General features: G+C 65.8%; 25 protein-coding genes. 8 read left to right on the top strand and 17 right to left on the bottom strand.

Features of this window, described 5'->3' with window-relative positions:
• Nucleotides 1-8 precede the first annotated feature (8 nt).
• The 13 genes from hpaH to EEB15_RS21845 all read right to left on the bottom strand — a co-directional run bounded on the left by hpaH (nucleotide 9) and on the right by EEB15_RS21845 (nucleotide 11,468).
• Nucleotides 9-812: a 2-oxo-hept-4-ene-1,7-dioate hydratase gene (gene hpaH, locus EEB15_RS21905; RefSeq protein ID WP_141512066.1), complete on the bottom strand. Its 804-nt coding sequence runs from the start codon at nucleotides 810-812 to the stop codon at nucleotides 9-11.
• 28 nt (nucleotides 813-840) lie between these two features.
• Nucleotides 841-1,758, bottom strand: a complete 918-nt coding sequence (gene hpaD, locus EEB15_RS21900) for a 3,4-dihydroxyphenylacetate 2,3-dioxygenase (protein ID WP_141512065.1) — start codon at nucleotides 1,756-1,758, stop codon at nucleotides 841-843.
• A gap of 84 nt (nucleotides 1,759-1,842) precedes the next feature.
• Nucleotides 1,843-3,303 (bottom strand): 5-carboxymethyl-2-hydroxymuconate semialdehyde dehydrogenase, encoded by a 1,461-nt coding sequence (gene hpaE, locus EEB15_RS21895; RefSeq protein ID WP_141512064.1) that lies wholly within the window; start codon nucleotides 3,301-3,303, stop codon nucleotides 1,843-1,845.
• 13 nt (nucleotides 3,304-3,316) lie between these two features.
• Complete coding sequence (locus EEB15_RS21890) at nucleotides 3,317-4,102, bottom strand: fumarylacetoacetate hydrolase family protein (protein WP_141512063.1); 786 nt, start codon at nucleotides 4,100-4,102, stop codon at nucleotides 3,317-3,319.
• On the bottom strand, nucleotides 4,099-4,758 hold the full coding sequence (locus EEB15_RS21885) for a fumarylacetoacetate hydrolase family protein (protein WP_141512062.1): 660 nt from the start codon (nucleotides 4,756-4,758) through the stop codon (nucleotides 4,099-4,101). The genes EEB15_RS21890 and EEB15_RS21885 overlap by 4 nt, the downstream gene beginning before the upstream one ends.
• 155 nt (nucleotides 4,759-4,913) lie before the next feature.
• Entirely contained in the window at nucleotides 4,914-5,303 is a 390-nt protein-coding gene (locus EEB15_RS21880; protein WP_141512061.1) for a nuclear transport factor 2 family protein, read from the bottom strand.
• 8 nt (nucleotides 5,304-5,311) lie between these two features.
• Nucleotides 5,312-6,103, bottom strand: coding sequence for a MoaF C-terminal domain-containing protein (locus EEB15_RS21875; RefSeq protein WP_141512060.1), 792 nt, complete (start codon nucleotides 6,101-6,103; stop codon nucleotides 5,312-5,314).
• A gap of 9 nt (nucleotides 6,104-6,112) precedes the next feature.
• Nucleotides 6,113-6,907 (bottom strand): SDR family NAD(P)-dependent oxidoreductase, encoded by a 795-nt coding sequence (locus EEB15_RS21870; protein ID WP_141512059.1) that lies wholly within the window; start codon nucleotides 6,905-6,907, stop codon nucleotides 6,113-6,115.
• 124 nt (nucleotides 6,908-7,031) lie between these two features.
• Nucleotides 7,032-8,054 (bottom strand): fumarylacetoacetate hydrolase family protein, encoded by a 1,023-nt coding sequence (locus tag EEB15_RS21865; RefSeq protein WP_141512058.1) that lies wholly within the window; start codon nucleotides 8,052-8,054, stop codon nucleotides 7,032-7,034.
• A complete protein-coding gene (locus EEB15_RS21860) occupies nucleotides 8,051-8,593 on the bottom strand; it encodes a VOC family protein (protein WP_141512094.1) in 543 nt (180 codons plus the stop codon). The genes EEB15_RS21865 and EEB15_RS21860 overlap by 4 nt, the downstream gene beginning before the upstream one ends.
• Before the next feature lie 7 nt (nucleotides 8,594-8,600).
• Nucleotides 8,601-9,578, bottom strand: coding sequence for a tripartite tricarboxylate transporter substrate binding protein (locus EEB15_RS21855; protein ID WP_141512057.1), 978 nt, complete (start codon nucleotides 9,576-9,578; stop codon nucleotides 8,601-8,603).
• A gap of 28 nt (nucleotides 9,579-9,606) precedes the next feature.
• Entirely contained in the window at nucleotides 9,607-9,810 is a 204-nt protein-coding gene (locus tag EEB15_RS21850) for a hypothetical protein (RefSeq protein ID WP_141512056.1), read from the bottom strand.
• Complete coding sequence (locus EEB15_RS21845) at nucleotides 9,807-11,468, bottom strand: FAD-dependent monooxygenase (RefSeq protein ID WP_141512055.1); 1,662 nt, start codon at nucleotides 11,466-11,468, stop codon at nucleotides 9,807-9,809. The genes EEB15_RS21850 and EEB15_RS21845 overlap by 4 nt, the downstream gene beginning before the upstream one ends.
• Before the next feature lie 15 nt (nucleotides 11,469-11,483).
• On the opposite strand from EEB15_RS21845, the gene EEB15_RS21840 reads away from it, so the two are divergent.
• The 8 genes from EEB15_RS21840 to EEB15_RS21805 all read left to right on the top strand — a co-directional run bounded on the left by EEB15_RS21840 (nucleotide 11,484) and on the right by EEB15_RS21805 (nucleotide 20,444).
• Nucleotides 11,484-12,374 carry a helix-turn-helix transcriptional regulator gene (locus EEB15_RS21840; RefSeq protein WP_233259573.1) on the top strand — a complete coding sequence of 297 codons (891 nt, stop codon included), beginning with the start codon at nucleotides 11,484-11,486 and terminating at the stop codon, nucleotides 12,372-12,374.
• A 145-nt stretch (nucleotides 12,375-12,519) separates the two neighbouring features.
• Nucleotides 12,520-14,100, top strand: coding sequence for a GMC family oxidoreductase (locus tag EEB15_RS21835; protein ID WP_141512054.1), 1,581 nt, complete (start codon nucleotides 12,520-12,522; stop codon nucleotides 14,098-14,100).
• 74 nt (nucleotides 14,101-14,174) lie between these two features.
• Entirely contained in the window at nucleotides 14,175-15,677 is a 1,503-nt protein-coding gene (locus EEB15_RS21830; RefSeq protein ID WP_141512053.1) for an aldehyde dehydrogenase, read from the top strand.
• 44 nt (nucleotides 15,678-15,721) lie between these two features.
• The gene (locus EEB15_RS21825) at nucleotides 15,722-16,978 is read left to right on the top strand and encodes an ABC transporter substrate-binding protein (protein WP_141512052.1); all 1,257 of its coding nucleotides are present in this window, start codon (nucleotides 15,722-15,724) and stop codon (nucleotides 16,976-16,978) included.
• 34 nt (nucleotides 16,979-17,012) lie between these two features.
• Nucleotides 17,013-17,870: a branched-chain amino acid ABC transporter permease gene (locus tag EEB15_RS21820; protein ID WP_141512051.1), complete on the top strand. Its 858-nt coding sequence runs from the start codon at nucleotides 17,013-17,015 to the stop codon at nucleotides 17,868-17,870.
• Nucleotides 17,871-17,873: 3 nt separating this feature from the next.
• A complete protein-coding gene (locus EEB15_RS21815) occupies nucleotides 17,874-18,920 on the top strand; it encodes a branched-chain amino acid ABC transporter permease (RefSeq protein WP_141512050.1) in 1,047 nt (348 codons plus the stop codon).
• Nucleotides 18,917-19,627, top strand: coding sequence for an ABC transporter ATP-binding protein (locus EEB15_RS21810; RefSeq protein WP_141512049.1), 711 nt, complete (start codon nucleotides 18,917-18,919; stop codon nucleotides 19,625-19,627). Before EEB15_RS21815 ends, EEB15_RS21810 begins: the two co-directional genes overlap by 4 nt.
• 112 nt (nucleotides 19,628-19,739) lie before the next feature.
• Nucleotides 19,740-20,444, top strand: coding sequence for an ABC transporter ATP-binding protein (locus tag EEB15_RS21805; protein WP_141512048.1), 705 nt, complete (start codon nucleotides 19,740-19,742; stop codon nucleotides 20,442-20,444).
• 27 nt (nucleotides 20,445-20,471) lie between these two features.
• Here the strand turns inward: EEB15_RS21805 and EEB15_RS21800 are convergent, their stop codons facing one another.
• The 4 genes from EEB15_RS21800 to EEB15_RS21785 all read right to left on the bottom strand — a co-directional run bounded on the left by EEB15_RS21800 (nucleotide 20,472) and on the right by EEB15_RS21785 (nucleotide 25,398).
• Complete coding sequence (locus EEB15_RS21800; RefSeq protein ID WP_158290190.1) at nucleotides 20,472-21,422, bottom strand: helix-turn-helix domain-containing protein; 951 nt, start codon at nucleotides 21,420-21,422, stop codon at nucleotides 20,472-20,474.
• An 84-nt stretch (nucleotides 21,423-21,506) separates the two neighbouring features.
• Nucleotides 21,507-22,493 (bottom strand): tripartite tricarboxylate transporter substrate binding protein, encoded by a 987-nt coding sequence (locus EEB15_RS21795; RefSeq protein WP_141512046.1) that lies wholly within the window; start codon nucleotides 22,491-22,493, stop codon nucleotides 21,507-21,509.
• A complete protein-coding gene (locus EEB15_RS21790; protein ID WP_233259572.1) occupies nucleotides 22,490-23,761 on the bottom strand; it encodes an acyl-CoA dehydrogenase family protein in 1,272 nt (423 codons plus the stop codon). Before EEB15_RS21790 ends, EEB15_RS21795 begins: the two co-directional genes overlap by 4 nt.
• On the bottom strand, nucleotides 23,761-25,398 hold the full coding sequence (locus tag EEB15_RS21785) for an AMP-binding protein (RefSeq protein ID WP_141512045.1): 1,638 nt from the start codon (nucleotides 25,396-25,398) through the stop codon (nucleotides 23,761-23,763). Before EEB15_RS21785 ends, EEB15_RS21790 begins: the two co-directional genes overlap by 1 nt.
• Between the last annotated feature and the right edge of the window lie 14 nt (nucleotides 25,399-25,412).

The following is a 25,412-nucleotide window of genomic DNA, read 5'->3' as shown; positions in this document are numbered from 1 at the left end:
ATGGGGGTTCAAACGAAACGGAACGTGATGCTTCCGAGCGGACCGTAGTCCACATGGATGTTGTCGCCACGAACCGCGGCGGTTGGCCGGGTGAACGAGCCGGCCAGCACCACGTCACCGGCGTTGAGCTGCTCGTCGAACGGCGCGATCTTGTTGGCCAGCCAGGCGACGCCGTTGGCCGGGTGGTTGAGCACACCGGCGGCCAGGCCGGTTTCTTCGATAGCGCCGTTCTTGTGCAGCAGCGCGCCCACCCAGCGCAGGTCTATATCCATCGGCCGCACCGGGCGGCCGCCGAGCACGATGCCGGCATTGGCCGCAAAGTCGCTGATGGTGTCGAACACCTTGCGCATCTGCCGGGTATCGCGGTCGAACTGTTCGATGCGCGCGTCGATGATCTCGATGGCGGGCACCACATACTCGGTCGCCGAGAGCACCTCGAACAGGGTCGCTCCCGGGCCCTTGAGCGGCTTGCCGAGGATGAAGGCCAGCTCCACCTCGATGCGGGGCGCGATGAATCGGTCAATGGCGATGTCGCTGCCGCTGTCGAAGAACATGTCGTCCATCAGCGGCGCGAAATCGGGCTCGGTGATCTGGCTGGCCTGCTGCATCGCACGCGAGGTCAGGCCGATCTTGCGGCCCTTGATCTTGCGGCCATCGGCCAGTTCGAGCTTGACCCATTCGCGCTGAATGGCGTAGCCGTCCTCGATGGTCATCTCGGGATAGCGAGCCGAGAAGTGGCGCAGCTGGACGCGGGTCTTGCGGGCCTGGTACAGCTCGCGCGCAAGCGACTGGTGGATATCGGTATTCAACATGTTCGGTGTGCCCTTTCGTTTCAGTCACTCAAAGCCGGCCGCCCGCCAGCGCGAGCGTGCTGGGCGCGCCCACACCCTGCAGCGTGGCGGGCATCGGCGAAACCGGGAACACGGCGTTGATCTGCCCGGTGCCCGAACTCGGGAAGAAGGGTGTCACCACCTCCACTCCCTGGTCGTAGTGGTTCCAGCCCAGGGCGCCGAGCAGCATGGCCGTGTCGTGCATGAAGCCTTCGCCATGGCCCTTGGAGGCGTACTCGGGCAGCATGTCGCAGAAGTCAGCCCATTCACCGCGCTCCCACATGCCCACAATGTCGTGGTCCAGGCGTTCCAGGAACGGGCTCCACATCTTGTCGCGGTACGCATCGGCAGTACCGTTCTGCGCGAAGCGGTGGCTGAGCGACCCGCTGGCGAACACCGCCACCGTGCCGTCGTAGTGGTCTTCGATGGCGCGCCGGAAGGCCCAGCCGAGCCGGGCACTGTCGGCCAGAAAGTGAACCTGGCACAGCGCCGACACCGACACCACCTTGAAGTGGCGGTCGCTGTTCATGTAGCGCATCGGCACCAGCGTGCCGTATTCGAGCGCCAGCGTCGTGGCCGGGTGAGCGAGCGTGGTCACGCCGTGGGCATTGGCGGTTTCGGCCAGCAACTGGCCGAGCACGGGGTTGCCATCGTACTCATAAGCCATGTTGCTGATGAAGTGCGGCAGCTCGTTGCTGGTGTACACGTCCTTGAAATGCGGCGCGCAATTGATGTGGTAATCGGCGTTGACGAGCCAGTGCGTGTCGAACACGACGATGGTGTCCACGCCCAGCGCTCGGCAGCGGCGGCCGATTTCGAAGTGACCGTCGATGGCCGCCTGCCGCTTGCCCTTGCCGGGGCCGTCGATTTCACTCAAGTACATCGACGGGACGTGAGTGATCTTGGCTGCGAGAGCTAGCTTACCCATGGTGTTCTTCCTGGCAGTTTGGCCCTCCCCTAGAGGGGAGGGTTGGGGTGGGGGGAGCGGAGATTGCCCCAAAGGGGAGCGGCTTCATGCCGATCCCCAATGCGGAATGTGGTGCGAACCCAGAGACACGGCGACGTTCTTCGGTTCGAGGAACACCTCGTAGCTCCAGGTGCCGCCTTCGCGTCCGGTGCCGCTGGCCTTGGTACCGCCGAAAGGCTGGCGCAGGTCGCGCACGTTCTGGCTGTTGACGAAGCACATGCCGGCCTCGATGGCCGCGGCGACGCGGTGCGCGCGGCCGATGTTCTCGGTCCACACGTAGCTGGACAAACCGTACTGGATGTCGTTGGCCTGGCGGATGGCGTCGGCCTCGTCCTCGAACGGGATCAGGCAGGCCACCGGGCCGAAGATCTCTTCCTGCGCGATGCGCATGCGGTTGTCCACGTCGGCGAACACGGTCGGCTTGACGAAGTTGCCCTTGGCCACGTGGGCCGGAACGTCGGGCGCAGACAGCCCGCCGCACAACAAGGTGGCGCCCTCCTTCGTGCCCAGTTCGATGTAGCTGCGCACCTTGGCCAGATGGCCCTGGCTGATCATCGGTCCGACGATCGTGTTGTCGTCCATGGGATCGCCGACCACGACGCGGCCAGCCCGCTCGGCGAACCGCCGGGCGAAGTCGGCGTAGATGGACTTCTGCACCAGGATGCGCGAGCCGGCGGTGCAACGCTCGCCGTTGTTGCTGAAGATCATGAAGATCGCCGCGTCCAGCGCCCGGTCCAGGTCGGCATCTTCGAAGATGACGAAGGGGCTCTTGCCGCCGAGTTCCATGCTGAACTTCTTCAGCCCGGCGTTCTGCACGATGCGCTGGCCGGTGGCGGTCGAGCCGGTGAAGGAGATCGCCCGCACGTCAGGGTGGCCGCATAGGGGCTCGCCGGTCTCCTTGCCGAAGCCGTGCACGATGTTGAGCACGCCCTTGGGCAGCCCGGCTTCCGTGGCCAGCTCGCCGAAGCGCGAAATCGACATGGGGGACAGCTCGCTCATCTTCAGAACCGCGGTGTTGCCGAAGGCCAGGCACGGCGCGATCTTCCAGGTGCCGGTCATGAAGGGCACGTTCCACGGCGAGATCAGGGCGCACACGCCCACCGGGTGGTAGAGCGTGTAGTTCAGGTGCGTCGGCGTCGGGTAGGTGTGCCCGTCGACACGCGTGCACATCTCGGCGAAGTAGTAGAAGTTGTCGGCCGCGCGCGGTACCAGGTTCTTGCGCGTCTGGGCAATCACCTGCCCGGCGTCGCGGGTCTCGATTTCCGACAGTTCGGGGACATGCCTGGCGATCAGGTCGCCGAGCTTGACCATCATCTTGGCCCGCTCGGTGGCCGGCAACGCCGCCCATTTCGGGAACGCTTCCTTGGCCGCGGCCACGGCCGCGTTGATCTCGTCCTCGCCGCCGGAGGCCACCTCGGCCAATACTTCCTGGGTAGCGGGGTTGGTGGTTTCGAAGTAGTCGCGGCTTTCGACGGACTGGCCATTGATCAGGTGCTGGATTCGCATGGCGGACGTTTCCTTATCTTGCAAAGACTTCGTCGCCGACGATGGTGTTGACCAGACGGCCGATGCCGTCGATTTCGGTCACGACCTCGTCGCCGGGATTGACATTGACCACGCCCTCCGGCGTACCCGTGAGGATCACGTCGCCGGGCATCAGGGTCATGAAGCTGCTCAGGTACTCGATGAGTGCCGGCACGTCGTTGATCAAGTCGCGCGTGTTGCCGCTTTGCGTGACCTTGCCGTTGACCAGGGTACGCAGGGGCAGCACATGCGGGTCCGGCACGTGGTCCGCAGGCACGAACCACGGCCCGAGCACGGTGCAGGTGTCGCGGTTCTTCACGCGCAGGTTGGGCCGGTACCAGTTTTCGAGGTAGTCGCGAATCGCGTAGTCGTTAGCCACCGTGTACCCCGCAACATACGCCATGGCATCGGCGCGGGCGACGTTCTTCGCACGCTTGCCGATAATCGCGGCCAGCTCGCACTCGTAGTGCATGTAGGTGGCATCGCTCGGCCGGCGGGTGAAGGCCCGATGGCCGATCAGCGTGTTCGGCGCCTTCAGGAACGCCAGGGGCTCGTCCTTGGCGCTGATGGTCAGCTCCTTGGCGAGCTCTTTCGCATGGTCGGCGTAGTTGATGCCGAGCGCGATGATGGTGCCGACTTCGAACGGCGGCAGCCACACGACCTCGGTCTCGGCCAGCACCCGGCCGTCGGTGAGCCGCACGCCTCCGGCATGCTCGACGGCTTCGTGGACGGCGCCACCGAAGGCGACGCGTGCGCTGCGCTTGAAGGCATTGGTTGTCATGCGAGCGCTCCTTCAGCGACCAATGGGTTGTCCAGGCGGCCCAGGCCGTTGATGGCAATACTGACGCGCTGCCCGGCGCGCGCGCGGGGCGCCCCGGCGGCAACGCCCACCGACAGGATGTCCCCCGGTGCGAGCGTCATGAAGTCGCTCACATCGGCGATCAGTCGTGCGGCCGAGCGGATCAATCCGGCCGTGCTGGCCCGCTGCACGGTCTCGCCATCGATCATGACGGCGATGCCCAGCGCATCGGGCGACGCGATCGCGTCGCGCGCCACGAATGGCCCAATCGGGCAAAACGTGTCGCGCACTTTGAACCGCAGCGATGGCCGGTAGTAGGACTCGTGCGGCACGCTCACGTCGTTGACGATCACGTAACCGGCCACGAAATTCATCGCATCTGCTTCGCTGACCCGGCAGGCGGGGCGGCCGATCACCAACCCCAGGGTCGCCCCCATCTCGAGCTCATCCACGCCCGTGGGGACGGCAATCGCCTCGCCGGGAGCTATCCAGGTATTGCGCGGCTTGATGTAGAGAATGGGCGCCTCCGGAGCGGCCTTGTAGGGCAGCTCGTTCACGGTGTTGCCGAGTGCAGCCAACGCGTCACGGTGGTTGAGCAAGGTGCCGTAAACGGTGCCGCGGCGAGCGACGTTTTCCATGGGATTCACTCCGTAAGGCTTGTTCGATATCAAGCCCGAGCATCGTGGGCGTCCTCGCCCGGATGGAGAAGGCGGGCGCCGTCGAGGCGTCGTCCGGCGATCAATGAACGGGCGAACGTTAGTTGCCGGGTCAGGCCTGGGTTAAATCTCACCCATCAAGCCATCGCTTGCGCGACCAACAGCGTGTCGGTGAACTGCTCGAAACGCACGATCTTTCCGGCTTCGAGCTGCCACACGTGCACCACACGCGCCTGCATCGGCTTGCCGGTGGCACGGAAGGTGCCGCGGTAGTCGCCGATGCCCACGATGTTGTCGCCGCCATCGACCAGGCGTTCGAGCTTGAACTGGTAGCCTTCCCAGGCGGCTCCCAGCACGGCGAAGACGTTGTCGATGACCTGCTGCGGGCCGACCCACGTGCCGGCGCAGGGAAAGCCGGCCATTTCGGTCCAGCGCACCTGCGGCGACACGTCGGCCATCATGGCGGCGATATCGCCCCGGTCGGACCCGGCGTAGTGCGCCTTGATGATGTCGAGGTTGCTTTTCATGATCTCTCTCAGATGGGGCTGTGGGAAGCCGGGTAGACGGTGGTCGAGGCCACTTCCATGAAGGCGCCGGCGGGGTTGTTGGCGATCTCGCCATCGCCGGTCAAGCCGAGAAACTTACCGGTCGAGCGCTTCGATGCGAAGTTGAAGAAGAACACCGAGGCGACCGGAATCAGGAACTCGCGGAAAGTGAAGATGTACTGCTGCTCGTCGAATTGGTAGTACGTCGCCATGTCCACGTCCCCGTGGCCGCGCTGCACGCCCACCAGGCACTGCCAGCAGTAGCGCTGCGAACTGAGGTAGGTGTGCTCGTAAGTGTGGTTCGGGCTGTAGGTCTGCCAGGTGCGCAGGCCGATCAGGTCACGGCTTTCGTGCGGCACCAGCCCGCTGGCGGAACCGCCCCCTAGCGTGCCGATCAGGAAGTCCTGCGCCACGCGCGGCTCGGCGCCCGCCTCCTCGGCACTGCGCACGCGGCTCTCGATGGCCAGCACGCGGCGTGTTCGCGTATTCGCGATCACGGTCAGGGCGACCAGGGGGCGCGCCTTGAACGTGATGTCGATGAAGTAGGTGTCCGGCGCCACCTCGATGGTCTCGCACCAGTCGTGGCCTTCGCCATGGGCGCTGTCCTGCCACGCGAGTTCATTGGGCCGCTCAAAGCGCAGGGTCAGCGTGCGTGCAGGCAGGGCAAGCTGCAGCGTCTGGCCCAGAAGCGCCTCGCTCGGCGGCAGCCGATTGGTGGCGATGCCAGCCGCAAATTCGTCGTAGGTCTTCCAGCCGGCCGGTGGGAGGGTGGGTGTGCTCATGCGAATCCCTTAGTGTGCAAAGGCAATGGTGGGAAGGTCGACAGCCGAGGCTCCGCCGTCGACCATCAGGAAGGTGCCGTTGACCATGCTGGCGCGCTTGGACGCCAGGTAGAGCACGGCGTCGGCAACCTCTCCGGGTTCGGCGGCGCGGCCGAGCGGCACATCGCGGGCGACCAGCGCATAGGCCGCATCGGTGTCGGCGAGCTTGTATTTTTCGACCAGAACCTGCATTTGCTCATCCGCCATCGCGGTGCGCACCCAACCCGGGCAGACGGCATTCGTGCGTACGCCCTGGCGCCCGTAGTCGCGAGCCAGAGACCGTGTGAGCCCGATCAGCGCATGCTTCATCGTGACGTAGCCCACCACGCCCGGTCCGGCGAAGTGACCGGCGAGCGACGACAACACGACGATGTTGCCGCGCCGCGAAACGAGCTCGGGCATCAACTCGCGCGCGCAGACAAAGGCCGTGTCCAGATTCAACCGGGTGGCCATGCGCCACGACTCGTCGTCGGTTTGCGTGAGTTCGCCCACGCCATGCCCCCCGGCATTGGCGACCAGCACATCGATGCCGCCGAAGCGGTCTCGCGCTACGGCGATGGCCGCTTTCACGTCGCCAGCATCGGCGGCGTCTCCGGCGACCACGAGGCCACCGATCGGCTCGGCCACTTCCAGCAGGGGCTCTCGCCGCCGGCCCATCAAGATGACCTTGCCGCCCGCGGCTGCGAATTGCCGCGCAACCGCGGCGCCGATGCCGGTGCCGCCTCCGGTGATGAAGGCGACCTGACCTTGGAATTCTGTTGACATGGGCATGGCCCCTCGTTCGACTTTGGATCGAATGAGTCTAGTGAGCCATCCATTCGAGGCATGCGCTGTCAACGCACAAACCGTTGACCCAGGGCGCACGGGACGTCAGGGGGACGTCGTCCCATCAGGATGTCGCGGGGCTACGGACGGCGACCGTTTGGTCAATCGCGCCGAATACCGTCCTGCCCGCTTCGCCCAACACTTCGAGCCGCACGCGGTCGCCATCTCGAAGGTAAGGGTGCAAGTCAGCTGCTGCGACGCCGTCAAGCATCTGGCGAACGCGCGCCTCGGTGATGCAGGCACTCCCCGCCGCAGGATCGGCGTTGCTGATGGTTCCCGCGCCGATGATGCTGCCCGCCACCAGGCTGCGGGTGCGCGCCAGGTGCGCAATGATCTGCGCGAAGTTGAAAACGGTTTCCATGTTGGCGTGCGGCTCGCCGAAGCGTTCACCGTTCAAGGTGATGCGCACCGGCAAGTCCAGCATGACGCCCTTCCATGCCGCCCCCAGGGCCGCGGGGGTCACCGCAATGGGCGCGAAGCTGGTTGCCGGCTTGCTCTGGTAAAAGCCGAAACCCTTGGCCAATTCAGCGGGAATCAATCCTCGTAGCGAAACATCGTTGAGCAGGACGACCAAGGCGATGCAATCGGCGGCCTGCTCGGCGTTGACCCCCATGGCGACATCCTTGGTGATGACGGCGATCTCCGCTTCGAGGTCGATCTGGTGCGCCTCATCGACCGCGACGATGGGGTCTTCGGGCCCGAGCATCGCATCCGAGCCGCCCTGATAGACCAGCGGCTCATCTTCATACCTCGGCGGAATGGGCTCCTGGCGCCATTGGTAAATCAGCCGGGCGTGGTTGCGGTACACGGATGCGTCGGCCCACTGGTAAGCGCGTGGCAGAGGAGCCATGCAGCGGCTCGCCTCGAACGTTTCCGCACCCTGCCATCCGCAAGCGTCCAGCGTGCGGCGGCGCCGTTCGAGGTCGGGTGCCAGCGTGTCCCAGTCGTCCAGCAATGCCTGCAGCGTTTTCGCCGTGCCGGCGGCGGGCACCCATCGTTCCCCGGAGCCACTGACCAGCATCAGCGCGCCGTCCCGCGAGCCGTCCTTGCGTGTCGCCAGCCGAAGCTGCACGCCCGCCGACTTCATGCGTCGCCTCGCGATGCTGCTCGCGCGGTGCGCTTCTCGGCGTTCCAGCGGTTTACCTCCTCGTGCGCGTTGCGTGCGAAGCCCTCCACGACATGTTCAGCGGCCACTTCCACCGTCAGTTCGAGCCGCAAACCGTTGGGGTCGAAAAAGTAGATGGACTGGATGTAGCCGTCGTGGTCGATAACGCCCAACACTTCAATTCCGTGTCGCTCGAGTCGCGCTTTCATGGCGCCCAGGTCATCCAGGCTCTCGACCCTCAGGGCGATATGGTTGACCCACGCAGGTGTGTTCGGCGACGGCAGTGCCGCCACATCGTCGCCCAGGTCGAAGAAGGCAATGCAAGAGCCATCGCGCATGCGAAAGAAGATGTGCACGTAGGGGCAGTGCTCGCCGGTGCTCGGCACGTGGTCCTGCTTGATCACATGCACCAGCGGCATGCCAAGCACGTCCTCGTAGAACTGCCGTGTTTCCTCGGCATCCCGGCAACGCCAGGCGAAGTGATGCAGGCCTTGGACAGGGCGGGCGGAAGTTGCGTCCATCATGCCGTCAGTCAAGCGAAACGCCACTGGCGCGGATCACCTGGCCCCAGCGCGCCGCTTCGGATCGCGCGAGTTTCTTGAACTCTTCAGGTGTCCCGCGCACCGGTTCGAAGCCGAACTCGCTGAAGCGCTTGACGACCGTCGAATCGGCCAGCGCCTTGTTCAGCTCCTGATTCAACCGGGCCACCACGGGAGCAGGCAGCCCGGCCGGGCCGAGCACGCCCTGAAATGCGAAGACCTCGGTGTTCTTGACACCCAGCTCGTCCAGCGTGGGCACGTCCGGCAACACCGGCGAGCGCGCCTTCGAACCTATCGCCAGCGCCTTGACCTTGCCGCTCTTGATGATGGACAGACCCGAGGCCAGATCCAGAAACATCACGGGTACCTGTCCGGCCATGACGTCCTGCATGGCCGGAGCCGCGCCGCGATAAGGAATGTGTGTGATGAAAGTGCCGGTGCGGTTCTTGAACATTTCCATGGCCAGGTGATGCGGCGAGCCGTTTCCCACCGATGCGTAGCTCGCCTTGCCAGGGTTGGCCTTCACATAGGCGAGGAAAGCCTTGAAGTCCTGGGCCGGGAAGCTCGGGTGCACCACCAGTGCCAGCGGAAACTTGCCGATGGCGCCGATGTAGCTGAAGTCCTTCTCGGGACTGATGGGCAGCTTCTTGAACAGGTGTTCATTGAATGCCATCAGCGCGTTGTCCGCCGACATGATGGTGTAGCCATCCGGCTTGGCGCGCGCGACCAGTTCGGCACCGATGTTGGTCGCCGCGCCTGGCCGATTGTCAATGACGATCTGCTGGCCGAGCACCGCACGCATGCTTTCGGCAAGCGCGCGCGCAATGTTGTCGGTGCCGCCCCCAGCGGGGTATGGAACCACCCACTTGATCAACTGCTCGGGGTACTGGCCCTGCGAGAACGCCAGCGGGCTGGCAACAGCTGCCGCCGTGGCCGTGAGGCTGAATACGAGATTGCGACGATTCATGAATGTCTCCTGGAGTGTTATGGCCGTTTCAGGGAGCCGAGAGAGAAGGGGTGGGCAGGTCTTGCAAGGCGGCCTCGATGGCCGCGATGCACCGGTCCTCGTCCTGCACCTGTTCGAACAACAGCAGCGCGAGCCGCGCCAGGAACAGGGATTCCCTTTCGCGTCCTGCAGCCGCGATGGCGTTGCTGCAGCGGGCGTAGATTCGATCTTGAACAGCGGCTTCGTACGTCATTGAAGATTCCTTTCGGCGCCGCAGGCAAGTTGGACGGCGGCCAGCACCGTGGCAGCCGATGGCGCGTGCCAGCGTGCGCAAACGTGACCATCCGGCCGGACGAGATAGACCGAGCCCGCCCGGGCGCCGTACAGTTGCGTCACCTCGGCGCCGGCGTGCAGCACGACGCACTGAACCGGTAGCCAGCGCCACCCGGGTGAGGCGACGGCCGCCTCGATCTCGCCCTGCGCGGAAAGAGAAACAAAACCAAGTACCGTGAATCCATGCCGTTCCAGCAGGTCCGTGAGGAACACGCCCTCGCGGACCTGAACGTCCACGAGCACGGCGCCTTCGCCCGGCCCGGTAACGAAGGGATCACCGGCCGACGACAGCGGCGATTTCTCATAGGCGATGGCATGCGTCTGGCGCGGATTGACCAGGCGCGCAATCCCCTTGTGTCTGCCGGCCAAGGACAGGCAGGCTTCCCGCATCAGTTCGAAGCCGCGGTTCGGCGGTGACATGAACTCTGTGCTGCGCATCGCACTTTCCGCATTGACGTGAAAGGCCTGCACGCGCTCCGCGCTGTAGCTGTCCAGGAGCCTTTCCACGCCCTTTCCGTTCACGACGGCCGCGATCTTCCATGTAAGGTTGTCGCTGTCATCGAATCCGGAATTCAACCCGCGAACGCCGAAGATAGGCATCGCGTGCGCCGAGTTGCCCGCAAAAAGTATGCGGCCGTGGCGGTAAGAGTCCAGTGTCATCGCGCCGGCGCGGTATATCGATGTCCACACCGGTTTCCATCGCAGGTGCCCCTCTCCGATCGCGTCCAGATGCGTTTGCACGAACTGCCGCAACTGCTCGGGCTCGAGGACTTGCGCCGTGTCCTGGCCCGCAGCGAGCTGGTAGTCCACGCGCCAGATGTTGTCGGGTTGCCGGTGCATCAGGATCGTGGTGCCCCTGGCCCAGGGCGGATCGAACCAGGCCCGGCGTTCGGTGGGGTGGCTGCTGTCAAGCTCGATGTCCACGATGGCATAGCGCCCCTGGTAACCCGTGCCCTTCAGCTCAACGCCCAGGCTGGAACGGATGAGGCTTTGGCCACCGTCGCAGGCCACGAGCCAATCGGCGGACGCGTCGTAAGTTCCGAGCGCGTTCTCCACCCGCACGGTCGCGCCACGGTTGTCCTGGGTACAGGCCGTCACTTTGCTGGCCCAGCGGATATCCACCCTGCCCGGCGACGCGGCGTTGACCTTGGCAATTGAGTCCAGCAGAAACTGTTCGATGTAGTACTGCTCGAGGTTCACCATCGGAGGAAACTTGTCACCCTGCGCGGACGGCATGTCGAACACCAGCACTTCGTCCAGGCCGTAGAAGCTGCGGCCTCGGGTCCAGGCCAGTCCCTTCTGCATGAACGCCCGCACCGTGCCCAGCCGGTCAAGGATCTCCAGACTACGCCGCGAGATGCAAGCGGCCCGGCTGCCCTCGCAGACCGAGTCATCGGCCTCGATGACCACACTGGGAACCCCCCAATTCGCCAGGCCCAGGGCCGTGGCAAGACCCACCGGGCCGCCCCCCACGATCAGTACCGGATGCCGTTGCCCCTCGTCACCCGCGCGGTTCAGCTGCGGCAAGCTCGGCTGATAGTGCCGGTATTCGAACGGACCGATTCGCTCTAGAGCCATGGATCATTCCCGTCTTTGTCCAAGATCAAACATGGGGAGATTGTCGAAAATGCGCTGTGCAAAAATGTCCTAATAAATGAGGACGGGGTTACCCAGCGCATGAAACCTCTAAAGCTCGGTCATGTTCAGACGTCGGCCGAGGCGGAGCTTGCGACCGCGTTGATGGCCGCCATTGGCACCGCCGATTTCGCGGCCAGGCTGCTGTCCGCCGTGGAGCCTTCCTTGCCTGCCAGCCACTGCACGGTGTTTGCGCTGCGCAGCAGCGGGCGGGTGGAGGCGATCTCGAGCGCCAGCGTCATTGGAGAAGCCGCCACCCTCACTGCCGTCGAGTACATGCGCATGGGGTTTGACCAGCAAGACTCCAACATGGTCTGGCTCGCCAAGCGCAAGCCGGGCAAGAAGACGCAAATGTGGGTGGCGCACCAATTCTCCGATGAAGTGGCGAACGAGGCGTACCGCCTGCTGTGCTACGGGGAAAACGGCATCCGCGAGCGGCTGTCCCTGCGGGTCGTATGGCCGGACGGCTATCGATTCGCCGTCAGTTTCTACCGCAACTTCTCGTTCCCCGACTTCGGCGAGCCCGACTTCGACTGGATGGCCCGGCATAGTTCGCTGTTGTGTGCCGCAGTCATGCGCCACATCCAGATAGCGCCGCGTCCGGTCTTGGACATCCCTCTGGAAGCCCAGCTCACGACAAAGCTATCCGGCCGTGAGCGTCAGATCGTGGCGCACATTCTGGCCGGTCTCACCACCAAGGAGGCCGCCCACGAGATGGGCATCTCCGCCACGACCGCCCTGACCTACCGCTACCGCGCCTTCCAGCACCTGGGCATTCGCAGCCACCGCGAGCTGATGGTATTACTGGGAACAGGGGCAACTTCCTCAGACCGGCCGCGAAAGGCCTGAAGCAGGTTTTGCAATACGGCCTGGGGCAAGCCTGCGCTGGACATTCCAGCGCAGGCTCGCGCGCCAGCGCACAAACCGTTGATCCAAGGCGCATGGGACCCGCTTGGCCGTTTCCGCGCCGTGCTGCCACGGCCACACTCGCCCCATGGGCTATGACCACATCATCATCGGGGCCGGATCGGCCGGTTGCGTCCTCGCGCATCGACTCGTTCGCGGCGGGCGCCGCGTGTTGCTGCTGGAAGCCGGACCGAGCCATGAGCATCCGTTCGTGCGCATGCCGGCGGCCTTCGTTCGGGTGATCGGCACCGAGCGCTCCTGGGACTACGTCAGCGAAGCGCAGCCCGATGCCGGGGGACGGAGAATGCATGTTCCCCAGGGACGCATGCTGGGAGGCAGCAGTTCACTCAACGCCATGGTCTACATCCGCGGCACCGCCTCCGACTACGATGGCTGGCGCGACGGCGGCTGTGCTGGTTGGGGCTGGAACGACGTGCTCCCGGCGTTCAAGCGCGCTGAGGCCAACGAGCTCTACGCCGAGCCGCTCCATGGCACCGGCGGACCGCTGCGGGTGAGCGAACCGCGCTTTCGCCATCCGCTCAGCCAGGCGTTCGTGAAGGCCGCGCAGCAAGCGGGCTTGCCCGTCAACTACGACTTCAACGGTGCCACACAAACCGGAGTGGGCTTCTACCAGTCCACTACGTTCAACGGCGAGCGCGGCTCCACCGCGGCAACCTACCTGGCGGCAGTACGGAGCGATTCACGGCTCGCGGTGCGTACGGGCGTTCACGTCACACGCCTGTTGATCGAGGCCGGACGCGCCGTTGGCGTCGAGTTCGTTGAAGCGGGGCAGGCACGGCAAGCGCGTTGCACGCGGGATGTTCTGGTCTGCGCCGGCGCGCTCGCGTCCCCCAAGCTGTTGATGCTGTCGGGCATCGGCCCGGGCGCGCAACTGCAGTCACTGGGAATTCCCCTGCTGCAGGACAGCCCCGGCGTGGGCCAGAACTACCAGGACCACCTGGAGGTGAGTGTCTACGCCCGTACGCGTGCGGCGATCAGCCTGCTGGGCCAGGACCGGGGGCTGCGCGCCCTGCGCCACGGTATGCAATGGCAATTCTTCCGGCGCGGCCTGCTTACGTCCAACGTGGTGGAAAGCGGCGGCTTCGTCGACACGACCGGTGGCGATCGGCCCGACCTGCAGTTCCATGTGCTGCCGGTGCTGGTCGGCGACGTCGAGCGCGAGCCGCTGCCCGGCCACGGCCTGTCGATCAATCCCTGCTTCCTGCGTCCCCTGTCCCGTGGCAGTGTGGCGCTTCGCAGCGCCGACCCGGCGCAACCCATCCTGTTCGATGCCGGCGCGCTGCGCGAGCAGGCGGATGTGGACACGCTGGTGCGCGGCGTCAAGCTGGCTCGCAAGATCCTGCGGGCACCCGCGCTGGCGGCGGTGATCGAACAAGAGCTGCTACCCGGTGCGGCCACCGACCTGAGCGACGACCACATCGAAGCGCACGTGCGCAGCCATGCCAAGACCGTCTACCACCCGGCGGGCACTTGCCGCATGGGTAGCGACACCGGTTCGGTGGTCGACACAGAGTTGCGCGTGCGCGGCGTGCCTGGGTTGCGCGTGTGCGATGCCTCGGTGATGCCCACGCTGCCTTCCGGCAACACCAATGCGCCGACGATCATGATCGCCGAGCGCTGCGCGGACTTCGTGCTGCGCGCCCGATGAACGTGCGCGCACAGGCAACACGCGCTGCGCTTTCGGGCAACGGCAAAACTGCCATGCCATTTAGATTGAAGCACATGAACTCGCTTGATCTTTCCCGCCAACAACTCCAAGGCTCGCAATTCCTGTCGGAGCGGCGCGTCGGCAATGTGATCGACGGTGCCAGCCGGTTGCCCCTGTCGGGCCGCTGGCTGCCGGTGACCGATCCCGCCACCGAGGTGGTCGTGGCCGAAGCGCCCGACAGCAACGCCGCCGATGTCGAGGTGGCTGTGGCCTCGGCCCAGCGCGCGTTCGAAAGCGCCGCCTGGCGCGGCCTGCGTCCCGCCGACCGCGAGAAGCTGCTGTTCAAGTTGTCGGAGCTGATCGAGCGCCACGCCGACGAGTTGAGCGCGCTGGAGACGCTGCAGAGCGGCAAGCTGCAAGGCATCGCCCGCATGATCGACGTCGGCTCGGGCGCCGAGTTCGTGCGCTACATGGCCGGCTGGGCCACCAAGCTCGAAGGCCAGACACTCGACAATTCGATCCCAATTCCCGGTCCACAGTGGGTCACGTACACCCGGCGTGAACCCGTTGGCGTGGTCGGTGCCATCGTTCCCTGGAACTTCCCGCTCGCCATTGCGCTGTGGAAAGTGGCGCCTGCGCTGGCTGCCGGCTGCACCGTGGTGCTCAAGCCATCGGAAGACACGCCGCTGACTGCGTTGCGGCTGGCGCACCTCGCTATCGAAGCCGGCATTCCCGAAGGTGTCCTGAATGTGGTGTGCGGACGCGGTGCCACGGCCGGCGCCGCGCTGATCGCGCACCCGGGCGTGCGCAAGCTCAGCTTCACCGGCTCGACGGCCGTGGGCAAGGTGGTAGGCCATGCCGCCGTTGACAACATGGCTCGCTTCACCCTCGAACTCGGCGGCAAGAGCCCGGCCATCGTGATGGAAGACGCGGACCCGTCGCACGTGGCGCAAGGCATCGCGATGGGCATCTTCTTTCATCAGGGGCAGGTGTGCACCGCCAGCTCGCGCCTGTTCGTGCACCGCAGCCTTTACCGGCGCGTGCTGGATGAATTGGCCGGCATCGCGCAGGGCATGAAGATCGGCTCGGGCTTCGACGCCGCCTCGCAGTTCGGGCCGCTGACTTCGAAGGTGCACTTCGACCGGGTGACGAACTACATCGAATCTGCCAAGGCGGAAGGCGCCACGCTGGTCACCGGTGGCGGGCGCGCGCTGGAAGCCGGTTGCTTCGTGCAGCCCACGATCTTCGCCGACACCACGCCCCACATGCGTGTGGTCCGCGAAGAAGTGTTCGGCCCGGTGCTCGCCGCAGCGCCGTTCGACGACATCGAAGAAGCCATTGCCGCGGCCAACGACTCGCCTTACGGCCTGGCGGCGAGCCTGTGGACGAACAACCTTTCGCATGCCAACCGCATCGTGCCGCGCCTCCAGGCCGGCATGGTGTGGGTGAATGCGCACAACGTGCTCGACGCGGGGCTGCCGCTGGGCGGCATGAAGCAGTCAGGCACCGGGCGCGACCTCGGCCGCGCGGCGGTCGAGAGCTTCACGGAAGTCAAGAGCGTTTGCATGGCGGTTTGACGCCGGCCGTCGCATCGATTCAACAATCACAGGAGACAACACACATGAACACCTATCGCATCGCTACGCTGTCGGCAGTGACCATCGCCGCGGCGCTCGCATCCTCCGGGGCACTGGCACAGTCGAAGTGCGGCCTGGCCAATGGGAAGAAGGCCACCGGTGAGCCCATCGCGATTGGCGCCGTCGTCGGCAAGACCGGGCCGGACGATTTCAGCTCGTCGGCGCAGGCCGCGGCGGCCTACTTCAAGTGTGTGAACGACAACGGCGGCATCAATGGCCGTCCGATCGACTACATCGTCGCCGACGACCAGTGGAACCCCGAGACGGCGGCGCAGGTGGCCAGCAAGCTCGTCAAGGACCGCAAGGTGGTGGCGTTGGCCGGCAGTACCAGCTTCGTCGAGTGCGGCGCCAACGCGAAGATGTACGCGGACGAAGGCGTGATGGTCATCGCCGGCACTGGCGTGCCGCGCGAGTGCTTCAACGCGAAGAACTACGTGCCCATCAATTCAGGCCCGCGCATCAGCGGCACGATCGCGGCGATGTATGCCGCGCAGACCTACAAGAGCAAGAAGATGGTCTGCATCATCCCCAACATTCCCAGCCTGGGCAATTGGGCCTGCGAGGGTCCCAAGGAATGGGGCAAGAAGAACGGCGTCGAAGTCGAGACCATCGCCATCGATCCGGGCTCTGCCGATGCCACCTCGGTGATGCTGCAGGCCGCATCGAAGAAGCCCGACACCATCATCATGAACGTGCCCAAGGGCATTCTGGTGCCGATGCTGGCGGCGGCCGAGCAACAGAACCTGGGAAAGAAGATCCACTTCGTGTCGTCCGCACCGGCGTACAGCGTCGATGTGCCCAAGGCCATTGGCCCGTACTGGAACAAGAACTTTGCCGTCAACCTGGAATTCAATCCGCTTGAATCCAAGGGCGCCGACAATCTGAACTGGCAATCCGTCATGAATTCGCACGGCGCCAAAACCGACCCGCGCGATACCTTTTCGCAGGCCGGCTACCTGGCCGCGCGGCTGGTGACCGAGACACTGCTGAAAATGGATGTCAAGAAGATCGACCGGGCGTCCGTGACGGACGCCCTGCGCAAGGTTTCCAACTTCCGCAGCGACATCCTTTGCAAGCCGTTCTACGTGGGCGCCGGCAATCGGCACAACGCCAACAATTCCGGGCCCATGGTGGTGATCGACGGCAACGGCTTTGCGGGCGCATCGGCGGGCTGCCTCACCGCGGATGATCCGGAACTGGTGGACGTGCGCGCGGACGAGAAGAAGCTCAGCCTGAACTGACGCGACGCGGCTTTTTTCGCGAGTCCCATCCGCCATGCCCGATTTACTTCCGTTCGTCGTCTCCGGCCTTGGCGTGGGCGCGGTCTATGCACTGTCGGGGGTCGGGCTGGTGGTGCTGTACCGCTCGTCCGGCGTGCTGAACTTCGCGTTCGGCGCGCTTGGCGCCATCGGCGCCTATGTCGCCTGGTCGATGCTGCAGGCGGGATGGCCTCAGGTGCTCGCATGGGCAGCAAGCGTGGCCGTGGCGGTGCTCCTGTCGCTCGCCTACGGCCGCCTGATCGCGCCGCACCTGGCGCAGCGCAACCCGACCATCCGCAGCATCGGTACGCTCGGCTTCGCGCTCATCCTGCTCGGCTTTACCGAATGGTTCTGGGGCGAGCAACCGCGCCGCCTCGTCCTGCCGACCGACGCGGGCGCGCTGGAACTGGCCGACGTGCGCCTGACCTATACGCGCGTCATCGGCCTGGTGCTGGCCGTCGCGATGATGGCCGGTATCGGGCTGCTGCTGGTGCGCACCCGGGTCGGATTGAAGATGCGAGCCCTCGCCAATGACCGCGATCTGAGTGCCCTGCTCGGCATCCGTGTGCTGCAGGTCGATACCGTCGCCTGGGTGCTCAGTGGCGCCTTCGCCGGCGTATGCGGCCTGCTGCTGGCAAACATCGTGCGCCTGCAGGCCACGCTGCTCACATTTCTGGTCATTCCCGCCTTCGCCGCGGCGATCATCGGCCGGCTCGAATCGCTGCCCGCCACGGTGGTGGGTGGCATCCTCATCGGCGTGCTGGAAGCCGTCGCCATCGTGGTGCCCGGCCTGGCCGCATTTCGCAGTGCGACGCCGTTTCTGGTGGCGCTGTTGATGATCGCCTTTCACCGGCCCAACACCCGGTTGGCCTGAAGCATGACAACCCTTGCACTCCCCTCCACGGATATGTTCGCGCAAGCGCTCGAACGGGTGCGGCGCGAACGCTTGCGGTCGCTGCTGACGATGCTGGGCGTTCTGCTCGTCATCGGTGTCGCCCTGCCCTGGCTCACCAATGCCTATTGGACCAAGACCCTGAGCTCGGCGATGGCGATGTCGGTGGCCGCCGCGGGCATCGGCTTGCTGTACGGCCAACTGGGCCTGGTGTCGCTGTGCCAGTTCGCGCTGCTGGGCATCGGCGGCTGGGTGGCACTGCGCATCAGCCACGGCTGGGGTCTGCCGTTCGAGCTGTGCGTGCTGGCCGCGGGCGCGGTGTCGGCTCTTGTGGGCATGCTTGCAGGCCTGCCTGCGCTGCGGCTGAAGGGCCTGTATCTGGCGCTGGTCACCCTCATGCTGGCCGGAGGCTTCCAGGTGGTCATCACGGTCGTCGGTTTTCCCGATGGTGGTTCAGGTTGGCTGGGCCGCGTCGAAGGCAGCGAGCGCCTGTTGATGACGCGCCCTGCTTTCGCCAGTTCCGATTCGGCCTACCTGCGCTACGTTTTGTTGTGGCTCGCTGGTGTGCTGATGCTCATCGAACTGCACCGCCGCACACGCGCTGGCCGCTCATGGGCTTTGATCCGGCGGGGTGAGGCGGCGGCCATGGGTGCGGGTGTCAACGTCCTGTTCTATCAAACGTGGGCCTTCGGGCTGGCGGGCTTTTGCGCCGGCGTCGGCGGCGCCCTGCTGGCCGGCGGGGTCGGCCAGCTCGACGGACGCGCTTTCGGCGCGAGCGAATCGGTGATGCTGTTCGCGCTCTCGGTGGTGGGTGGCGTGCATCACTGGCTGGGCGCCATCATCGCGGGGCTGCTCCTGCGCGCCGTGCCGTCTCTGCTGACCGACTACAACGTCAACGGCTTCCTCGCCATGATCTTCTTCGGCGCTGCCCTGCTGCATGCCTTGATCACTGCGCAGCAAGGTGTGGCGGGTCAGGTGCTGGGACTGATCCATCGGGTACGCCGCCGGTTCACAGGCGGAGCGACACCATGATGACGATCCGCGATCTGACGGTGCAGTTCGGCGGCGTCAAGGCCCTGTTGAGCCTGGACGCGGTGCTCGACCACCCAGTCTGCGGACTGATCGGGCCGAACGGCGCCGGCAAGACGACCTTGGTCAACGTACTCAGCGGGCTGGTTCAACCGCGCACCGGCCGCATCGACGTGGACGGCACGGACCTGCTTACGCTGACCCCGACCCAGCGCGTGCGCTTCGGGCTGCGCCGCTCCTTCCAGACCGAGCAGGTAGTGGAAGACCTCGATGTGTGGAGCAACGTCCTGGCGGTGCTTGACCACGTGGCGCACGATCGCCGAAACGCGAACGCCGAGGTCGGCCGCGCGATCGACTATGTGGGGCTGGTGCACGTCGCCACAACGCCCGGCGCCCAGCTCAACCTGTTCCAGCGTCGAATGGTCGAGGTCGCCAAGGCGTTGGTGGGTGCACCCCGCCTGCTGCTGTTCGACGAGCCCGGCGCCGGACTCACCGAGCACGAGGCCTCGCACCTGCGCCGTGCGTTGCTGGGCATCAAGGACTTCTGCGGCGCGCAGGTGCTGCTGATCGATCACGACGTGGACTTGATCAAGACGACCTGCACACAGACGCTGGTGCTCGATTTCGGCCAGCGCCTGGCCCTCGGCCCGACGAACGAGGTGCTGGCCGACCCCGCGGTACGCCGCGCGTATCTTGGCGCGGAGGATTAAATGACACTCCCCCCGAAGCGGCCTGCGGCCGCCTCCCCCTCAGGGGGCGCCACCAGCGGCCCGGCAAAGCCGGTTCCGCGGTGGCCCCCGCCTCGGCCGGGTGGGCACTGAGATGCTGAGTCTGCAGAACCTCGTGGTGCAGCGCGGCGGCAAGAACGTGCTGCACGGCATTTCGCTGAACATCGCACCCGGCCAGATCACCGCGCTGGTGGGTGCCAATGGCGCAGGCAAGTCAACTCTGGTGATGGCGCTGGCCGGGGCGCTGCCGATCGTGTCGGGGCAGATCGACCTCGATGGTGCGGCACTGCAGGGGCGGCGGCCCGAGGCCGTTCGCGCGGCCGGGGTGGCCGTTGTGCCCGAGGGGCATCGCGTGCTGGGCGATTTGTCGGTGCGAGACAACCTGCGGGCCGCCGCCACGGCGTGGCCCGCGCGCCAGGTGCAGACCGAGATTGATCGCGTACTGGCCGTGCTGCCTGAACTGGAGGACAAGATGAACGCGCTGGGCCGTTCGCTCTCCGGCGGACAGAAGCAGATGGTGTGCGTGGCGCAGGCCCTGATCGCCCGGCCGCGGTACCTCGCGCTCGACGAACTGTCGCTCGGGCTCGCGCCCACGGTCGTGAAGCGCCTGGTCGCGCTCGTACAGGAGGTGGCGAAAGACGGCGTGGGTGTGCTGCTGATAGAGCAGTTCACCAGCGTGGCACTGGCGGTTTCGCAGCAGGCCTATGTGCTCGAACGCGGCAGAGTGGCGTTCGGTGGCTCGGCCCAAACCTTGCGCGAGCAGCCGGAGATTTTGCACAGCAGCTATCTCGCAGCCTGATCTCATGAGATAGGCTGCGAGTTTCGGCTAGTGCACTCTGCGCTTGAGGAACTCGCTGGGCGTGGTGTCGAACTCGCGCTTGAACATGCGGGAGAAATGCGCGTTGCTGTTGAAGCCCCAGCGATACGCCAGCGCCGAGATCGAGATTGTCGACGCATCGCCCGTGGCCAAGCCCTGCCTGCAGCGTTCCAGCCTGGCCAGCCAGATCTGGCGATCCAGCGTGTGGGCTTCGCCCTGGAACAGCGAGTGCAGGTAGCGCTTGGAACAGCGCATGTCGTGCGCGATACGCTCAACGGTCAGGTCGGGATCGGTCAGGTGAGCGTGGATGTACTGTCGCACGCGTGCGCGCATCACCTCAGGCAGCGGCACGCGCTCGGGAGCTTCCCCGCGTTGCGCCTGCAACGCCTGCGCGAGCAAGCCCAAAGTGGTTTCTGACAACGGGGCACCCACGGCATCGGGCAGGGTTCGCAACTGGGCCGCCAGCGCACCGAGGAACGATGACAGCACTTCGTACAACGCCAACAGCTCGGGCGCGTCGGCTTCACAGGTATGCAGCGAGCCGACCGGCAGGTGACCGAGTTTTTCGCGAGGTATCTGCACGACGAGATGGCGGATCGGCTCGGGAGAAGTGATGGTGTAGGGCTCACGCGGGTCGTAGAGGCTCCAGTCGCCCGGCTGCAGGCTGAAGCTCGCGTCGCGCTGGCGGATCTCGCTCACGCCCTGTATTTGCAACAACAGCTTGAAGCTGTCGTGGCGCGGATCGCTGGCGGCGTGGTCGCGCAGGACCCGATGCGCCGGTGCGTCGATCGTCAGCAGCCGCAGCGACCCTGCCTCGCAGGCGGTGAGGCGCGCGTCGAATGGGCCGTCGCAGAACGCCTGCGCCTGCAGGGGGCCGAAGTAGTGATCGGTCGCGTCCTGCCAATGCCGGACCTGCTGGCGCAGTGGCAGACCAAGGGTGTCGTGGGTCGCGCATTTCATGCCGTGTCTCCGATGTGGCCCGTACATTGCGGGCGTACATTGCACCACAAACGAACCCATCGGGAAAGGCGACCCCCCGCCTGCCTACATGGCGTCGAGACCCGCCTTCTTCATCATGACCTCGGTCAGCGCGATCTCCCGCGTGAAGCCGCGTGTGTAGGTCGCCGGGTCCTGGATATCGACCAGGCCGCCCGTGTCGCGGATACTGGCGAGCACCTTGGGGCTCTTCATCGCCGTCTCGAACGCGCTCTGGATGCGCGCGGCCACGGCATCGGGCGTTGCTGCCGGCACCGAGATGCCGCCCCACGAGGTCAGCTCGACGCCTTGGACGCCCAACTCGGCGAGGGTCGGCACCTGGGGCAGCGCCGGGTTGCGCTTGGGGCCGGTCACTGCCAGCGCACGCAGTTTGTTGGCCTGGATCTGCGGCAGCGCGACCGCCGAGATCGGGATGCCGAACACCACCTGCTTGCCCAGCACCGCGTTGACCAGTTCAGAGGCGCCCTTGTACGGTACGTGGGTGGCCTTCACGCCCTCGGCGCTCAACAACAGTTCGACGCCCATGTGCGAGGGCGTGCCAACGCCGCCCGAGGCGTAGTCCAGCTTGGCCGGCTGGGCGCGCGCCCTGGCCACGAGTTCGGCAAGGGTGCGGATGTCGGAATCCGCGCTGACGATCAGCGCGCAGTCCGCGCTGGTCAGGCGCATGATGTGGCGGAAGTCTTTCAGCGCATCGAAGCCGGGGTTCTTGTACATCCGCATGTTGGTCGCCATCGGGACGGCCGAATAGAGCCAGGTGTAGCCGTCGGCCGGCGCCATGGCCGCGAGCCGCGCGCCGATGTTTCCGGCCGCGCCGGCCTTGTTCTCGATCACCACGGGCTGGCCCATCAGCGGGCTCACCGCCTCGGCCAGCATGCGGGCCGTGGTGTCGGGCGCCGTTCCGGCCAGGTAGGGCACGACCCACTTGATGGCGCGGCTGGGGTAGGCCTCGTTCGCCCGGACGGGCGCTGCGAGCATCGGCAAGCCCAGAGCGGCCAGGGTGCCCTGCGCAAAGCGGCGGCGGTTGATGTCTTTCATTTCTTGTCTCCTGTATTTGATTCTCTGTGCGGCGGGCCCGCGTCGGGGCGCATGTCGCCGAGCAGCTCTTTGGCGATCGTGTTCTTCTGGATCTCGCTGGTGCCCGTCAACACACGGTACATCCGGAGCATCCGGAAGAGGAACTCGACCCGCCGCCCCTGCACGATGCCTTCGCCACCGTGAATTTGCACCGCACGGTCGGCCACGCTAAAGGCTGTCTCGGAGCAGAACAGCTTGGTCATGGAACTTTCCGCCCGGCCGTCCATGCCGGCATCGAGCTGGCGCGCGGTGTGGATCATCAGCGCCCGCGCCGCGGCCAGCTCGGTCGCCATATCGGCCAGCATGTGCTGGATGGCCTGGAACTGCCCGATGGCGCGGCCGAACTGCCGGCGCTGCAGGGCGTAGTCGCGCGCATCGCGCAGCGCGACCGTCGCCAGACCCACCATCGACGGGCAGTGCAGCAGCCGGTTGACGGTGATGCGCCCCAGTGCAAGCGCGAGTCCGCGGCCTGGCTCGCCGATGCGCTGCGCGGTCGAGATGCGGTGGTTCTCGAACACGATGTCGCCCGTGCTCGACTGGCCAGCCAGCGTCTTGTAGCCTGACTCCACGCGCACGCCCGGCGCATGCAGGTCGACGAAGAAGGCCGAAACCTCGCGTTGTTCGGGATCGGTCGCGGTCGAAGCCACCAGCACGGCGAAGTCGGCGAAGGGCGAGCCCGAAATGAAGCGCTTGCGACCGTTGATGACGTAATGATCACCTTCGAGCACGGCGTGTGTCTGCACCGCGCCGGCATCGGAGCCGGCTTGCGCCTCGGTGAGCGCGAAGCAGATCGCCTTCTCCGCCCGTGCCACGGGCAGGATGAAGTGCTGCATCTGGTGCGGCGTGGCAATGCGGGCCAGCGCACCCACGCGCGGCGGGCCGCTCAGCTCGCCAAAGACATGCGGCGCGAAGGGCGAGCCGGTGGCGTAGATGGCTTCCTTGATGAGGACATGGTCGAGCACCGAGAGACCCAGCCCCCCCATCGCCTCCGGCAGCGTCATGCCGTAGAAGCCGAGTTCGTGCGAGCGCTTCCACACGTGCTGCAGCAACGCGCGATCGACACTGCTCTCGTGGTCGATCCGGTGCTCGCGCGCCAGTGCGGCCAGCTCGCCGTTCAGATAGGTGGTCACGCGGTCGATCACCTGTTGCGCGCGCTCCGAACCTTCGAACGGACCGGCGAAGAAGCGCTCCGCGACCGGGATGGGCATGAGGGTGGTGGCTGCGTCCATCAGTTCACCATCCGCGATTGGCCGGCCCAGTACGGCGCCTGCACCGCCCTGCGCATCACTTTGCCGTTAGGGTTTTTCGGGAGAACTTCCACGAACTCGATGCGGCGCGGTCGCTTGAAGCCGGCCAGCCGGGCGGCGCAGAAGGCATCGATCAAGGCCGCGTCGGCGGCGCGACCGGCCTTGAGCACCACGTGCGCGGCCACCGACTCGCCCCACTTGTCGTCGGGAATCGCGAAAACACACGCCTCCTGCACCGACTCGTGTTGGTAGAGCACCGATTCCACCTCCGACGGATAGACGTTGAATCCGCCGCTGATGACCATGTCCTTCTTGCGGTCGACGATGTAGACGTAGCCTTGGTCGTCCATGTGCGCCAGGTCGCCCGTGTGGTAGCGGCCGTCCTTCAGCACCTCGGTCGTGAGCTCAGGCGCGCGCCAGTAGCCGGCGAAGATGTCCTCGCCGCCCACGACGATCTCGCCGATCTCGCCCGCGGCCACAGGCTGGCCCGCATCGTCAAGAATCTGCACGTCGCATTCGAGATAGGGCCGCCCGCAGGAGGCTAGGCGTTCGGGCATCGCGGCACGGGCGAACAGGTGGTCCTCCACCGAGAGGCCGCACACGCCGGAGGTGGTTTCGCCCGCGCCGTAACCCTGCGACAGCACGGGGCCGAAGACGTCCATCGCCTTCATGATTCTTGCGGGCGCCATCGGTGCCGCGCCGTAGCCCAGGCGCAGCAGATCGGGCAGCGGACGGTACTGGCCCTCCAACTCGGCGAGCAGCATGTTGATCATGGTCGGCACCATGAAGGTGTGCGTCACCCGGTCGGCTTTCATGTCGGCCACGAACCGGCCGGGCTCGAAACTGGAGAAGAGCCGGATCGTCACGCCGCTGCACAATGAAGGCACGATCTGCATGCCCGAGGCGTGCGTGACGGGGCCGACCAGCCCGATGATGTGACCCGCCTGCATGCCTTCGGCTCGCGTGAGGAACTTGCGCAGCTGGGCCAGCCGGTTCCCGAAGGTCTGCATCGCCGCCTTCAACACGCCTGATGAGCCCGAGGTGTAGTGCAGTACCGCCACCTCGTCGGCGAAGACCGTGACCGGCGTGAAAGAGTCGCTGGCGCGCGCCAGCACCCCTTCGTAGCCAATTTCGGTCTGGTCGTCGACTGCGAGCAGGCGCGGCATCACGCCCTGGATGTGCGGACGGAACGCCTCGATGCGCTGCGCCGTGCTGACAATGATCAACGCTTCGCTATTGGCTGCGACCTCGCCGACCTCGGCCGGTGAGAGCCGCGCGTTGAATGGGGCCTTGATCAGCCCAGCCTTGTAGCAGGCCAGCTCGAGCTCGACGATCTCAACGCAATTGGGCAGGTAGATGCCCACGCGGTCGCCGCGTGTCAGGCCCAAGCCCAGCAGCGCGTTGGCGAGGCGATTGGAACGCAGCTCCAGCTCGGCATAGGTGACGTTGCGGGCCGGACTCATGACAGCGATCTGCCGCGCATGGGCGCGGGCGCTGCGTGCGACGAGTGCGCCGACATTGGCGACGGTGCGTCGGGGAACGGTGGGGGTTGTGATGTGTCGTCTCCTGAAGGCGCTGCGGGCGTATCGGCCGGCGCCGGTTGGCGCGGCGTCGTGCATGGAGGCAGTGTTTC

Source organism: Ramlibacter sp. WS9 (assembly GCF_003797765.1).
GTDB lineage: Bacteria > Pseudomonadota > Gammaproteobacteria > Burkholderiales > Burkholderiaceae_C > Ramlibacter.
This window is presented reverse-complemented; position numbering and strand designations above follow the sequence as displayed.

Coding starts and splice junctions, on each gene's coding strand:
- hpaH (WP_141512066.1), bottom strand. CDS start 812: ATGTTGAATACCGATATCCACCAGTCGCTTGCGCGCGAGCTGTACCAG.
- hpaD (WP_141512065.1), bottom strand. CDS start 1,758: ATGGGTAAGCTAGCTCTCGCAGCCAAGATCACTCACGTCCCGTCGATG.
- hpaE (WP_141512064.1), bottom strand. CDS start 3,303: ATGCGAATCCAGCACCTGATCAATGGCCAGTCCGTCGAAAGCCGCGAC.
- EEB15_RS21890 (WP_141512063.1), bottom strand. CDS start 4,102: ATGACAACCAATGCCTTCAAGCGCAGCGCACGCGTCGCCTTCGGTGGC.
- EEB15_RS21885 (WP_141512062.1), bottom strand. CDS start 4,758: ATGGAAAACGTCGCTCGCCGCGGCACCGTTTACGGCACCTTGCTCAAC.
- EEB15_RS21880 (WP_141512061.1), bottom strand. CDS start 5,303: ATGAAAAGCAACCTCGACATCATCAAGGCGCACTACGCCGGGTCCGAC.
- EEB15_RS21875 (WP_141512060.1), bottom strand. CDS start 6,103: ATGAGCACACCCACCCTCCCACCGGCCGGCTGGAAGACCTACGACGAA.
- EEB15_RS21870 (WP_141512059.1), bottom strand. CDS start 6,907: ATGTCAACAGAATTCCAAGGTCAGGTCGCCTTCATCACCGGAGGCGGC.
- EEB15_RS21865 (WP_141512058.1), bottom strand. CDS start 8,054: ATGAAGTCGGCGGGCGTGCAGCTTCGGCTGGCGACACGCAAGGACGGC.
- EEB15_RS21860 (WP_141512094.1), bottom strand. CDS start 8,593: ATGGACGCAACTTCCGCCCGCCCTGTCCAAGGCCTGCATCACTTCGCC.
- EEB15_RS21855 (WP_141512057.1), bottom strand. CDS start 9,578: ATGAATCGTCGCAATCTCGTATTCAGCCTCACGGCCACGGCGGCAGCT.
- EEB15_RS21850 (WP_141512056.1), bottom strand. CDS start 9,810: ATGACGTACGAAGCCGCTGTTCAAGATCGAATCTACGCCCGCTGCAGC.
- EEB15_RS21845 (WP_141512055.1), bottom strand. CDS start 11,468: ATGGCTCTAGAGCGAATCGGTCCGTTCGAATACCGGCACTATCAGCCG.
- EEB15_RS21835 (WP_141512054.1), top strand. CDS start 12,520: ATGGGCTATGACCACATCATCATCGGGGCCGGATCGGCCGGTTGCGTC.
- EEB15_RS21830 (WP_141512053.1), top strand. CDS start 14,175: ATGAACTCGCTTGATCTTTCCCGCCAACAACTCCAAGGCTCGCAATTC.
- EEB15_RS21825 (WP_141512052.1), top strand. CDS start 15,722: ATGAACACCTATCGCATCGCTACGCTGTCGGCAGTGACCATCGCCGCG.
- EEB15_RS21820 (WP_141512051.1), top strand. CDS start 17,013: ATGCCCGATTTACTTCCGTTCGTCGTCTCCGGCCTTGGCGTGGGCGCG.
- EEB15_RS21815 (WP_141512050.1), top strand. CDS start 17,874: ATGACAACCCTTGCACTCCCCTCCACGGATATGTTCGCGCAAGCGCTC.
- EEB15_RS21810 (WP_141512049.1), top strand. CDS start 18,917: ATGATGACGATCCGCGATCTGACGGTGCAGTTCGGCGGCGTCAAGGCC.
- EEB15_RS21805 (WP_141512048.1), top strand. CDS start 19,740: ATGCTGAGTCTGCAGAACCTCGTGGTGCAGCGCGGCGGCAAGAACGTG.
- EEB15_RS21800 (WP_158290190.1), bottom strand. CDS start 21,422: ATGAAATGCGCGACCCACGACACCCTTGGTCTGCCACTGCGCCAGCAG.
- EEB15_RS21795 (WP_141512046.1), bottom strand. CDS start 22,493: ATGAAAGACATCAACCGCCGCCGCTTTGCGCAGGGCACCCTGGCCGCT.
- EEB15_RS21790 (WP_233259572.1), bottom strand. CDS start 23,761: ATGGACGCAGCCACCACCCTCATGCCCATCCCGGTCGCGGAGCGCTTC.
- EEB15_RS21785 (WP_141512045.1), bottom strand. CDS start 25,398: ATGCACGACGCCGCGCCAACCGGCGCCGGCCGATACGCCCGCAGCGCC.